The 11,748-nt window shown below is 63.4% G+C and carries 11 protein-coding genes; 1 reads left to right on the forward strand and 10 read right to left on the reverse strand.

The window, feature by feature from the left end; genetic code table 11:
- Nucleotides 1-87: 87 nt before the first annotated feature.
- The 6 genes from rhaS to rhaM form a co-directional block, all read right to left on the reverse strand.
- On the reverse strand, nt 88-1,095 hold the full coding sequence (gene rhaS, locus VGH41_RS18590; protein ID WP_331598987.1) for a rhamnose ABC transporter substrate-binding protein: 1,008 nt from the start codon (nt 1,093-1,095) through the stop codon (nt 88-90).
- An 86-nt stretch (nt 1,096-1,181) separates the two neighbouring features.
- Nucleotides 1,182-2,216 carry an ABC transporter permease gene (locus VGH41_RS18595; RefSeq protein WP_331598988.1) on the reverse strand — a complete coding sequence of 345 codons (1,035 nt, stop codon included), beginning with the start codon at nt 2,214-2,216 and terminating at the stop codon, nt 1,182-1,184.
- Entirely contained in the window at nt 2,209-3,270 is a 1,062-nt protein-coding gene (locus tag VGH41_RS18600; RefSeq protein ID WP_331598989.1) for an ABC transporter permease, read from the reverse strand. Before VGH41_RS18600 ends, VGH41_RS18595 begins: the two co-directional genes overlap by 8 nt.
- Nucleotides 3,267-4,796 (reverse strand): sugar ABC transporter ATP-binding protein, encoded by a 1,530-nt coding sequence (locus VGH41_RS18605; protein WP_331598990.1) that lies wholly within the window; start codon nt 4,794-4,796, stop codon nt 3,267-3,269. The genes VGH41_RS18600 and VGH41_RS18605 overlap by 4 nt, the downstream gene beginning before the upstream one ends.
- Nucleotides 4,797-4,884: 88 nt before the next feature.
- Nucleotides 4,885-5,778 carry an amidohydrolase family protein gene (locus tag VGH41_RS18610; protein ID WP_331598991.1) on the reverse strand — a complete coding sequence of 298 codons (894 nt, stop codon included), beginning with the start codon at nt 5,776-5,778 and terminating at the stop codon, nt 4,885-4,887.
- A 23-nt stretch (nt 5,779-5,801) separates the two neighbouring features.
- Complete coding sequence (rhaM, locus tag VGH41_RS18615) at nt 5,802-6,125, reverse strand: L-rhamnose mutarotase (RefSeq protein WP_331598992.1); 324 nt, start codon at nt 6,123-6,125, stop codon at nt 5,802-5,804.
- Between the two features lie 145 nt (nt 6,126-6,270).
- Between rhaM and VGH41_RS18620 the strand changes: the two genes are divergently transcribed.
- On the forward strand, nt 6,271-7,308 hold the full coding sequence (locus VGH41_RS18620; RefSeq protein WP_331598993.1) for a LysR family transcriptional regulator: 1,038 nt from the start codon (nt 6,271-6,273) through the stop codon (nt 7,306-7,308).
- Between the two features lie 23 nt (nt 7,309-7,331).
- Here VGH41_RS18620 and VGH41_RS18625 read toward each other — a convergent pair whose 3' ends face one another.
- The 4 genes from VGH41_RS18625 to VGH41_RS18640 form a co-directional block, all read right to left on the reverse strand.
- Nucleotides 7,332-8,114, reverse strand: a complete 783-nt coding sequence (locus VGH41_RS18625; RefSeq protein ID WP_331598994.1) for an SDR family NAD(P)-dependent oxidoreductase — start codon at nt 8,112-8,114, stop codon at nt 7,332-7,334.
- A 76-nt stretch (nt 8,115-8,190) separates the two neighbouring features.
- Nucleotides 8,191-9,369 (reverse strand): L-rhamnonate dehydratase, encoded by a 1,179-nt coding sequence (gene rhmD, locus VGH41_RS18630; RefSeq protein WP_331598995.1) that lies wholly within the window; start codon nt 9,367-9,369, stop codon nt 8,191-8,193.
- Between the two features lie 56 nt (nt 9,370-9,425).
- On the reverse strand, nt 9,426-10,754 hold the full coding sequence (locus VGH41_RS18635) for an MFS transporter (RefSeq protein WP_331598996.1): 1,329 nt from the start codon (nt 10,752-10,754) through the stop codon (nt 9,426-9,428).
- A gap of 152 nt (nt 10,755-10,906) precedes the next feature.
- Nucleotides 10,907-11,659 (reverse strand): SDR family NAD(P)-dependent oxidoreductase, encoded by a 753-nt coding sequence (locus tag VGH41_RS18640; protein ID WP_331598997.1) that lies wholly within the window; start codon nt 11,657-11,659, stop codon nt 10,907-10,909.
- Nucleotides 11,660-11,748 lie beyond the last annotated feature (89 nt).

The raw sequence follows: 11,748 nt of genomic DNA on the forward strand, positions 1-11,748 counted from the left end.
GAATCACTGCAACGAAAAAAGCGGGCAACATGCCCGCTTTTTCGAATTGCCAGCGGCTCGTTCAGAAGCCGCTTGCGACATCCGCCGTCAGAAATTGAAGTTGTCGATATTGCTGGAATCGAACGTGGTCGGCGGTCCGAGAATGATCTCGCCTTGCGGCCCGATCGCGCGCTTGCCGAGCTTGCCGGCATCGAAAGACTCGCCTTCCTTGCCGGTGATCGTGCCCGAGGACAACGCCGCCGCTGCATAGGCCGCCAGGTAGCCCAACTGGTTCGGATCCCACAACTGGAACGCCTTCACCGTGCCGTTCTTGACGAAGGCGCGCATCTGGTTCGGCGTACCGAGGCCGGTCACGTCGACCTTGCCCTTGCTCGAAGACGACGAGATATAACGCGCAGCGGCCGCGATACCTACCGTGGTCGGCGCGACGATCGCCTTCAGATTCGGATACGCCTGCAACAGACCTTGCGTCTCGGTAAACGACTTTTGATCGTCGTCGTTGCCGTACGCAATCTTCACCAGCTTGATCTTCGAGTACTCAGGCTTCTTCAGCTCTTCCTGCATCCACTTGATCCAGGTGTTCTGGTTCGTCGCATTCGGCGTGGCGGACAGAATCGCAAACTCGCCCTCGCCGCCCATCAGCTTCGCAACCAGCTGCACCTGGCCGCGCCCAATGCCTTCGGCGTTGGCCTGATTGACGAACAGCTGGCGGCCTTCCGGCGCCGTGTCCGAGTCGAAAGTCACCACCTTGATGCCCTGCGACATGGCCTTCTTCAGATAAGGCACCACCGCGTTTGCATCATTCGCCGCAATCACGATTGCGTCCTGGTGCTGCGTGATCATCGTGTTGATGTACTGCACCTGCGACGACGCGCCCGCGTCCGACGGCCCCACCACCTTGCCGACCCCGCCGAATTCCTTGATTGCGGACATGCCGCCGTTGTCGGCGATGACCTCATACGGGTTGTTGATCTGCTTGGGAATGAAGGCGATCTTCAGGCCGCTTTTGATGTCGGCCGCGCCCGCGGCGCAACTGATGCCCAGCAGGGCGACGCAGAGCGCCGCCGCTCCCGCGTGACGTAGGGGTTTGAACATGAAGTGTCTCCTGGCTGAATAATCGGACGTAAGAGCGTCCGGGTTGTTGATATCAGGAACATCACGCCGCGCGGTGTATCGCACGGTTACTGACGTTGCAAAGCAGCCTGGGAAGCAGCCGACCTTGCAATGAAACGCCGGTCGCGCATCGCGCGCCACCGCGCGACCAGATTGGGAATCAGCACAGAGGCCAGCAGCAGCACGCCGGTGACGATGGTGAGCGTTTCGCTCGAGACGTCGTCGAGTGTCAGCGCATTTTTCAGCACGCCGATGATCAGCAACGACAGCAGCACCCCGACCATCGAGCCGCGTCCGCCAAAAATACTCACGCCGCCGAACAGCACCGCCGCGATCACCGACAGCTCGAAGCCCTCGCCGTTGTCGCCGCGTGCACTGGTAAACCGCAGCGTATAGACGATGCCCGCGAGCGCGCTCATCAAGCCGGACAGTACGAACAGGCGCAGGCGAATCTTCGCCACCTCGATACCGGAGAAGGTCGCGGCCGTCGGATTGGCTCCGATCGCGTAGAGGCTGCGGCCAAACGCCGTGGCTTGCAGCAGCACGGTGAACAGCACCGCGCAGACAATCACGATCACAAACGGCAACGGAATGAACGTCGCGCCGAGCGTATTCATGCCGAAGGCCGTATAAGCCGCCGGAAAATCGGCGACCGCCTGATCGCCGAGCAGCACGTACGCGAGGCCGCGAAACAGTGCCAGAGTGCCGATCGTCACCGCCAGCGACGGCAGGTTGAGCTTCACGATCACGAGTCCGTTCAGCAAGCCGGCCAGCGCGCCGACCACCAGCACGAGCACGATGACGAGCGGCATCGGCAAGCCCATATGCCAGAGCACGCCCATCAATGCACTCGACGCACCCAGCACCGACGCGACCGACAGATCGATCTCGGCGGCCACGATGATCAAGGTCATGGGCAACGCCATCAGGGCGATCTCCGTGAGATCGGCCAGCACGTTGCTGATATTGGCGCCGGTCAGAAACACCGGCGACAGCACACGGCCGAGCACCAGCGACAACGCCAGCACGATGACAAGCAGCGTTTCCCAGCGCAACGGCGTTGTGCGTTTGCGGGTCAACAGCGCGGAATCGGGTTTAGCCATGATCGCGTTTCCTCATCATGCGTTTGGCGACGGAGCGGGCCAGCAGCGTATCCGCTGCAATGGCGGCGACGATCAGTGCGCCTTGAATCGCCTGCTCCCAGAACGGCGACACGCGCAGCACGACCAGCGCAATACTGATCACGCCGAGCACCAGCGCGCCCAGGGTTGCGCCGAGAATCGTGCCGACCCCGCCGGTGATCGCGACGCTGCCCACCACGGCGGCTGCGACGACCTGCAGTTCGATGCCCTTTGCCGTGCTGGCATCCACGGTACCGAAGCGCGCAAGCCACAACGCGCCCGCAAAGCCCGCAATCGCCCCGGACAGCAAAAAGCCCGACATCACGCGCTTTTCGACATTCACACCGGCAAGCCGCGCAGCTTCGGGATTCGAGCCGATTGCATAGTGCTCGCGGCCGCCGCGGAACTGCTTGAGGTACACAGCCAGGCCGAGCAGCACGACGATCGCAATCAGCGCAAGCGTCGGCACGCCGAGGATCACGCCGGTCGCGAGCTTCGAATACGCGTCCGGCAGGCTCGTTGCGTTGATCTGTCCGCCGTGGACCCATGCGTAATCAGCGCCGCGAAAGATATAGAGCGTCGAGAGTGTCGCGACCAGCGACGGCACCCGTCCCACGGCCACCAGCAATGCATTGATGCCGCCCGCGACCAGACCGATGGCGAGCCCCGCCGCCAGCGCCACCAGCACCGGCATATGCGGAAACGCGACATACAGACTGCCGACCGCATACGCGCTGATCCCGACCGTCGATCCCACCGACAGATCGATATGGCGCATCAGGATCACCACCGTCATGCCGGCGGTCAACAGGCTGATGATCGACACATTCAGCAGCACGTCACGCAGGTTCTGCAGGTTGAGAAACTGCGGCCGTGCGAGACCCGTTCCCGCAATCAGCAGCACCAGCACGACGAACAGCGTGGTTTCGCGACTTTTCGCAAGGGTGGTGGCCAGGCCGCCGCTTTTAGCGGGCGAGCCGCTGACGGGAGGCTGCACCGGCGCAGCATGGGGATGAGTATGAGAGTGGCGCATCATGCTGCGTGCCCTAGTGGGGCCACGGGCTGGCCGAGCGCGGCGCCCATGATCCGTTCTTCGTTCGCATCGGCGCGTGCAATGTCGGCGCTGATACGTCCTTCGTGCATCACCAGCACGCGGTCGGCCATGCCGAGCACTTCCGGCAGTTCGCTCGAAATCATCAACACGGCCATGCCGCCCTTGACGAGTTCCGCCAGCGCACTATAGACCTCGGCTTTTGCGCCGACGTCGATGCCGCGGGTCGGTTCGTCGATGATCAATACCTTGGGATCGGTCGCGAGCCACTTGCCGAGCACGACCTTCTGTTGATTGCCGCCCGACAGGGTACCCACCGGCGCGTTCGGGTCGCCTGCCTTCAGACGCAAGCGCGTGCCCCATTGCGCGGCCAGTTGCGTTTCGCTGCGCGCGGAGATGAGCCCGTGCCGGACCAGACGCCCAAGCACGGTCATCGACGCATTGCGGGCGATGCTCAGTTCCAGCGCGAGGCCCTGCTGGCGGCGGTCTTCCGGCACCAGCGCGAGGCCCGCCCGCACGGCTGCGGCGGGTCGTCCCGGCGCCAGCGGTTTGCCCGCGATGCGGACTTCGCCCGCATCGAGCGGATCGATACCGAAGATGGCCCGCGCCACTTCGCTGCGCCCGGCACCCACGAGGCCCGCCAGCGCGACGATCTCGCCGGCGCGAACCTCGAATGAAATGTCCTTGAAGACGCCAATCCGCGTCAGGCCGCGCACCGACAGACGCACCTCGCCCGGCGTGACCTCCGCCTTCGGATAGAAGCTCTCCAGATCGCGTCCCACCATCTTCGCGACGATCGACGCCGTGGTCAGTTCGGCGGTTGGACCGTCGAACACCTTGGCGCCGTCGCGCATGATGGTGACGTGCTGCGTGAGCGCAAACACTTCGTCGAGGCGGTGAGTGATGAAGAGGATCGCCACGTCGCGCTCGCGCAGCTTGCGAACGATGGCAAAGAGCCGCTCCACTTCGGTCAGCGACAACGCCGCGGTCGGCTCGTCCATGATCAGCACGTTGGCATTCAGCGACAACGCCTTGGCAATCTCGATCACCTGCTGGTCCGCAATCGACAGGCCGCGCACCAGTTGATCCGCTTGCAGATCCACGCCGAGCGAAGCGAGCAGGCCGTCCACCTCGCGGCGCATCGCGTCGTACTGGATGCGGCCGATGCGATCCACCGGCTGACGCCCCATGAAAATATTCTCGGCAATCGACAGATCGAAGAACAGCGTCGGTTCCTGATAGATCACCGCCAGCCCCGCATCGCGCGCCTCGGCGGGTGTCGCAAAGTGGCGCGCGATACCGTCGACGAGAATCTCGCCGGTATCCGGCTGATGCACGCCGGCGAGAATCTTCACGAGCGTCGATTTGCCCGCGCCGTTCTCGCCGAGCAGCGCGTGCACTTCTCCGGGCCACAGCTTGAGATCGCCATCGGATAACGCGCGGACCCGGCCAAACGATTTGCTCGCATGCCGCAATTCAAGGCGGGGCGCAGCGGTTGTCTGTTCCTGCACAGCCTGTCTCCTCCATCGTGCGGCGTCATAGGCGCGCCGCGTTTTACCGGGGATGCTGCTTTGTCTGATTCACTTGCTTCGGATAACTTCAGATCCGGTAGACGCGCTCCGCATTGCGGCGAAACAGCGCGTCCTGTTCGGCCTCGCTCGCGTCCCGGACGATCGACGCATAGGCGTGCCAAAGCTTCTCATACGTGCCGAACAGCCGGTCGACCGGGAAGTTAGATGCGAACATCGAACGCTCGACGCCGAACGTGTCGATGGTTTCGAGCACATACGGGCGCAGGCTCTCCACGGTCCACTGATGATCGAACATCGCGAGGCCGCTGATTTTCACGGCCACGTTTCGACATCCCGCCATCTTGCGCATCCCGTCGCGCCACGCACGATAACCGGGAACGCTGCAGCGGTCCACGAACATGCCGGCGTGATTGATGACGAACTGCGTATCCGGATGCTTGCAGGCGAGCGCCGCCGCTTCGTCCATCTGTGACGGATACAGTTGCAGATCAAACGATATGTCATGCCGGCGCAGCAGCGCAAAATTTTCCCGCCACAGCGGTTCGCGCATCAGATGACGGCCGATGTAATCAAATAGCGGGTCACGATGCACGTTGAGAATCTGCCGCACGCCGCGCGTATTGGCGAAGCTTGCATGCGCTTCGAGAATCTCCGGCGCGTTGGCCGCCGCCAGATCCACGGCGGCGACGATACCGTTCGGCATGCCGCGCGCCTTCGCCTCGCTCGCCACGCTCTGCAACCAGCGCGTTTCTTCAACCGGATCGGTCAGATCGTGATTCGCCTCGACGTGCACCGTTTTCAGGATTTCGATCTCACCGGCATCGGCGAGCAGATCGCCGATCAGATAGTCGTGCTGCAACTCGCGCGCGTCGCCGACGAACGACACGCCCGGATTCGCAAGCCACGGGTAGTGATGCGTCTTCAGATCCCACAGATGGATATGCGGGTCGACAACTTGCATGAGATGTTCTCCGTGTCCGTCGGCTAGTTCGGCGCTGTCAAATGGAAGACCGGTTCCAGTGCCTGTTGCACAGGCGTGTGATCCGGCGCTGTCTGCATGATGTCCGCCATGTAATCCCACCATTTGCGCATGACGGGCAGCTCGGGCAGGTGGTCCATCCGATGATCGCGGGTGCGCGTCAGAATGGCAAAGAGGTGGTGCGTTTGCGGGTCGAAGAAGATCCGATAGTCGCGCACGCCGGCGTTACGCAATGCATCAACCAGTTCGGGCCAGATCTCCCGATGGCGGCGCTCGTACTCCTCGTGCATGCCGGGGTTGAGCATCATCCGGAAAGCGATTGTCTCCATTGCAGCCTGTCTCCCGTCGATGCGAGTCTTATAGTCCGGGCGCTTTTCAGGCGAAGCGTCTGAACGGACTATAATTCCTGCGTCGATAGCATCTCAATCCGTTGTTGGGATTGGGCGATCCAGAAACCGAATCGCACCATCAAAAATGAGCCAGAACGCAGCTACCGTCGCCCTCGTCAACCGGCTCAAGTTCAAGCATCTCGCGCTGCTCGTCGCGCTCGACGATGCCCGCAATCTCCATCAAGCCGCCGACGCCGTCAATGTGGCCCAGCCCAGCGCGAGCCGCATGCTGGGCGACATTGAAGAAGCCTTCGGCTTTCTGCTGTTCGAGCGCAACGCGCGCGGCATGCAGCCCACCCCGCTTGGCGTCGTCACGCTTGCCTACGCGCGCCGGGCGCTGGCCGAGCTGACGCGCTTCGCGGAAGATCTCGACGTCAAACGCCGCGGCGGACACGGTCAGTTGACGGTCGGCGCCATCATGGGCGCGGCGCCCGACCTGCTGGCCATGGCCGTGGCCGCGCTGAAAACCGAGCGGCCGCTGCTGAATGTGCGCATTCTCGGCGAAACCAGCGACCAGGTGCTGCAATTGCTGCACCGCCGCGAAGTGGACCTCGCCCTTGGCCGCCTGACCAGCCCGTTGCAACACAACGACTTCAGCTTCGTGCCGCTCGCTCGCGAGACCTTGCTGCTGGTCGTGCGCAGCGCGCATCCGCTGGCGCAGCGCGCGGCCATCACGTTGCGCGAGCTGATCGACTGGCCGTGGGTTGCCCAGCCTGTCACCAGTCCGGCGCGCGTGCTGTTCGAAGAAGAACTCGCGCGGGCCGGTCTGGCAACGCCGGTGAACCTGACCGAATGCGCGTCGATCTTCGCCACGCTGCAACTGCTCGAAAACTACGATGCCGTCGCGATGCTGCCTGAGTCGGTCGTGCGCGATCATGTGCGCGGCAAACTGCTGGTCGCGCTGCCGGTCGAAATCGGCAAGAGCCTGCCCGGCTTCGGCATTCTCACGCGCAAGGGTGAACCACTCGCGGAACCGGCGCAGCACTTCATCGACCTGCTGCACAACGTCTCGCGCCAGCTCGCACCTGCCGAGGCTGCGCAATCCGCTACCAGCGCCGCGCCAGCCGGCGACGTCACCGGTGCTCCCGGCACGGTTGCCGCCGCGTCGCTGCCCGCGCACTGAAGCCGACGCTGGCGTGCCTGTGCTCATTGCAGGTTGACGAACAGGCCGCCGTCCACCAGCAGCGCCGCGCCGGTCACATAGCGCGCCCGGTCCGAGGCGAGGAACGTCACGCAATCCGCGACGTCGTCAGGCCGCCCCAGTCTGCCTAGTGGAATACGCTTTTCGAAGTAAGCCTTCTTGGCTTCGTCGGCAAGGTCTGCGGCGTTCAGATCCGTTGCAATGGTGCCGGGCAAGACGGAGTTACAGCGAATCCCGTAAGGCCCAAGCGCAATCGCGCACGACTGCATCAGCGAATGCACGCCCGCTTTGGTGGGCGTGTAGTGCGTCTGCATGCCGCCGCCCACCAGCGCGCTGATCGAACTGGTCGCGACAATCGCGCCGCCCGTGCCCTGCGCCTTCATCTGCTGCGCCGCGGCCTGGGTCACGAAGAACGCGCCATTCAGATTCACCGCGACCGTCGTCTCGAGCACCTCGGGCGGCATGTCGAGAAAAGCATGGAACGGGCAGATGCCCGCGTTGCTCGCCAGCACATCCACTTTGCCGAACGCCTCCACCGTCCGCCGCACCAGTTCCTGGCCCGTCTCGTGCGCCGCGACGTTGCCTTCGACGGCAATCGCGCGCCGGCCGAGCGCTTCAATTTCGCCCAGCACTTCTTCGACGGCGGAGCGGCGCCCGTACGACGCGTCGTTATCACCCCAGTAGTTGATCGCGACATCGGCGCCTTCGCGCGCGCTCGCCACTGCGATGGCGCGGCCAATGCCGCGCGAGCCGCCCGTTACGATCACCACCTTGTCTTTCAGCAGCACGTCCTTCTCCTTGTTCGTCTCGTTTGAGCCGTTAGCTCATCGTGGCTCATCGCGGCTCACGCAGCGCGACTGAAGTTCAGCGCGGGTAAGGCCGCACCAGCGGGCACTCCGGATTGAGGCGCACGCCAAAGCCCGGCGTGTCCGGCACCTTCATGCGGCCATTCACCGGCACCGGTTCGTCGAGCAGGAGCGGCGTGAACATCGGCACCACCTCATCGGCCTTGGGCGCCATCATCAGAAACTCCGCGAACGGCGAGTTGTGGCGCGTGACCACGAAGTGATAGCTGTACACCGATGAGCCGTGTGGCACCACCATCACGTTGTGCGCATCGGCGAGCGCCGAAATCTTGATCAATTCGGTGATACCGCCGCACCAGCCCACATCCGGCTGAATCAGATCGCAACATTTCATTTCGAGCAGCATGCGAAAACCCCAGCGTGTCGCTTCATGTTCGCCCGTGGAGACCATCATGCCGCGTGGCACGTTGCGGCGCAGTTCGGCGTAACCCCAGTAATCGTCCGGCGGCAGCGCCTCTTCGATCCATTTCAGGCCGTATTCATGCGCCGCCTGCGTGAGCCGCGTCGCGTAGGTCACGTCGAGGCTCATCCAGCAGTCGTACATCAGCCAGAAGTCGTCGCCCACCTTGCCGCGCATATCCGCCAGACGTTCGATGTTCTGCCTGAGCCCAGCCTCGCCTTCCGCCGGCCCGTGCTGCAAAGGCAGCTTGCCGCCGATGAAACCCATCTCCTTGGCCAGGTCGGGCCGCGCGCCAGTCGCGTAGAACACCAGCTCATCGCGCACCGGACCGCCTAGCAGCTGATACACCGGTTCCTCGCGAATCTTGGCGAGCAGGTCCCACAGCGCCAGATCGACGCCGGAAATCGTATTCAGCACCACGCCCTTGCGGCCATAGTAGAGCGTGGCGTAGTACATCTGATCCCACATCTTCTCGATGTCGGTGACCAGTTGGCCTTCGAGAAAACGCGCAAGATGCTTCTCGACGATGAACGCGCCGATCTCGCCGCCGGTCGTCACCGCGAAGCCGACGGTACCGTCGCTCGCTTCGATTTCGACCACCAGTGTGCCGAGCACGTTGATGCCGAATGACTGCCGGCTCTGGCGATACTCCGGATAACGCGCCATTGGCGTCGACACGTGATCGTCGATCCAGTGACCGCCGGGTTGATCGTGATAGTCCGCGCCGCCGCCACGAACAATGAAGGCGCGCACGTGCTTGATGGTAGGCATGGCCATGAGAAGGGCTCCGTTTTAGTGCAGCAAAGTGCTGCCGTTCATGTACGTCGAGTGGATTAGCGGGTGTGGTGTACAAGAGGCGAAAGGGGCTGCGCCGCCGGCGTGCGCTCACGGCGCAACAGCGTGCCGATCAGCACGGCAGCGAGCAGACTCGCGGCGCCGAGCACGAGCAGCCCTGCCGCTGTCGACGCGAACGCATGCTCCGCAGCGGTGCGCAGTGACGGCGCAATAAAGCCGCCCAGGCCACCGAGCGAGTTGATCAGCGCAATGCCGCCTGCGGCAGCGGCGCCGCTCAGATAGCGCGTCGGGAAAGTCCAGAACAGCGGCTGCGCAGCGATGAACCCGCTCGCGGCGCAACACAGCGCGACGAGCCCCACCAACGGGCTATGCGACAGACCCGAAGCGCCGATGCCCAGCCCCGCCAGCACCAGCAGCGCGACCGCCCAGCGGCGGTGAGCGCCGGTGCGGTCTGCGCGACGCGGCACGCTCCACGTCACCGCCAGCGCGCACAGCCACGGCAACGCGGCAACCAGACCCACGCGCAAGCCCACCGTCGTACCGAGCAGCGCCGCCACTTGCTGCGGCAAATAAAAGATCACGCCATACACGCTCATCTGGATCAGCAGATAGATGCCCGACAGCAGCAACACACGCCGATCGAGCAACGCGGCGACGATATGCTTCGGGCCGTGCGCAGAGGCACTCAGAGCGTCTTCGTTCAAGGCGGCGCGCAAGCCGGAGCGTTCTGCCGCATCGAGCCAGCGCGCATCTTCCGGCTGATTGTCGAGATACCAGAACGCCCACACGCCGACCGCTGCCGCCATTGAGCCTTCAATCAGGAACAGCCATTGCCAGCCGACGAGGCCAAACACGCCGTGCAGATCGAGCAGCAGACCCGACAGCGGACTGCCGAAGATAAACGCGAGCGGCGCACCGAAATAGAACACGCCGACTGCGCGCGCACGCGCCGACTGCGGAAACCAGTGAGTGAGGTAATAGATAACGCCAGGAAAGAAACCCGCTTCGGCGACGCCGAGCAAAAAGCGTAGCGTGTAAAACGCCGTGGGCGTGTGCGCGAAACACATCGACGCCGACACGAGCCCCCATGTCACCATGATGCGGCACATCCATAGCCGGGCGCCGACCCGATGCAGCAGCAAATTACTCGGGACTTCGAACAATGCATACCCTGCGAAGAACACGCCCGCGCCGAAGGCGAATGCCGCATTCGACAAACCGGTGTCATGCTGCAGCGCCTTTTGCGCAAAACCGATGTTGGCGCGATCGAGAAAAGCCAGCACGTACATCAGCAGCAGGAACGGCAATAGCCTGCGCATGACCTTGCTGTTGATCGCCTCGATCGATGCGGGCGAATGCGGATTCATCACGTCTCCTGCTCCTGCTCCGGTCATACGGGCGTGCGGCGTGCTCGTTGCCGGTTTGATTTATGCCGCCGGTTTATCGTGTGCCGGCGGGCTGAGCAGGCCATCACCTTGATGATGACGGCCACGCGCCATGCTGCGCGCTCGCTGCGACCTCAGTACGTCGCGCGTCCGCCGGACAGATCGAACACCGCGCCGGTGCTGAACGCGCAGTCTTCCGACGACAGCCACAAGATCAGCGAAGCGGCCTCTTCCGGCAGCAGGAAGCGGTTCATGGGGATCTTGGAGAGCATGTAGTCGATGTGCTGCTGCGCCATCGAATCGAAGATTTCGGTTTTGGCGGCTGCTGGAGTAACGGCGTTGACCAGAATGTTTTTGGTGGCCAGCTCTTTGCCGAGCGATTTGGTCAGCCCGATCAAGCCGGCTTTCGACGCGCTGTAGTGCGAGGCATTCGGATTCCCCTCTTTGCCCGCCACCGAGGCAATATTGACGATCCGGCCATAACCCTGCTTGAGCATCTGCGGCACGATTGCGCGGCAGGTCAGATACGGGCCGATCAGATTGACGTCGATCACGCGGCGCCACACGTCCGGCTCCAGCTCCCACGTCGTACCGTTGCCGCCGGTGATGCCCGCGCAGTTGATCAGCACGTCGATCTTGCCGTGTGCGGCGAGCGTCTGCGCGACGGCCTTGTTCACCGAGGCTTCATCCGTCAGCTCGACGGTCGCCGAGGTGACCTTGCCCAACTCGGCCAGTTCGCGCTGGCTGCGTTCGAGCCGGGCGGCATCCAGATCCCACAGCGCCACCTCCGCGCCCGAGTTCAAGGCGCGCTGCGCCACTGCATAGCCGATTCCGCGTGCGCCGCCAGTAATCACGACGACACGCCCGTCCAGATCGATTCGGTTCATTGCTTTGTCTCCTGTTTCAGCGAATATACGGCGCGGCTGATACCTCAACAATCCGAGTATTGGAAGGTGCGATAACAAAAGCGGATCGA

It is taken from the genome of Paraburkholderia sp., from assembly GCF_036488795.1.
Classification (GTDB): domain Bacteria; phylum Pseudomonadota; class Gammaproteobacteria; order Burkholderiales; family Burkholderiaceae; genus Paraburkholderia.

Bases quoted from the DNA above. Each gene is read 5' to 3' on its own strand.
- rhaM (WP_331598992.1), bottom strand. From the start codon at position 6,125: ATGGAGACAATCGCTTTCCGGATGATGCTCAACCCCGGCATGCACGAG.
- VGH41_RS18620 (WP_331598993.1), top strand. From the start codon at position 6,271: ATGAGCCAGAACGCAGCTACCGTCGCCCTCGTCAACCGGCTCAAGTTC.
- VGH41_RS18610 (WP_331598991.1), bottom strand. From the start codon at position 5,778: ATGCAAGTTGTCGACCCGCATATCCATCTGTGGGATCTGAAGACGCAT.
- VGH41_RS18595 (WP_331598988.1), bottom strand. From the start codon at position 2,216: ATGGCTAAACCCGATTCCGCGCTGTTGACCCGCAAACGCACAACGCCG.
- VGH41_RS18640 (WP_331598997.1), bottom strand. From the start codon at position 11,659: ATGAACCGAATCGATCTGGACGGGCGTGTCGTCGTGATTACTGGCGGC.
- rhmD (WP_331598995.1), bottom strand. From the start codon at position 9,369: ATGGCCATGCCTACCATCAAGCACGTGCGCGCCTTCATTGTTCGTGGC.
- rhaS (WP_331598987.1), bottom strand. From the start codon at position 1,095: ATGTTCAAACCCCTACGTCACGCGGGAGCGGCGGCGCTCTGCGTCGCC.
- VGH41_RS18600 (WP_331598989.1), bottom strand. From the start codon at position 3,270: ATGATGCGCCACTCTCATACTCATCCCCATGCTGCGCCGGTGCAGCCT.
- VGH41_RS18635 (WP_331598996.1), bottom strand. From the start codon at position 10,754: ATGAATCCGCATTCGCCCGCATCGATCGAGGCGATCAACAGCAAGGTC.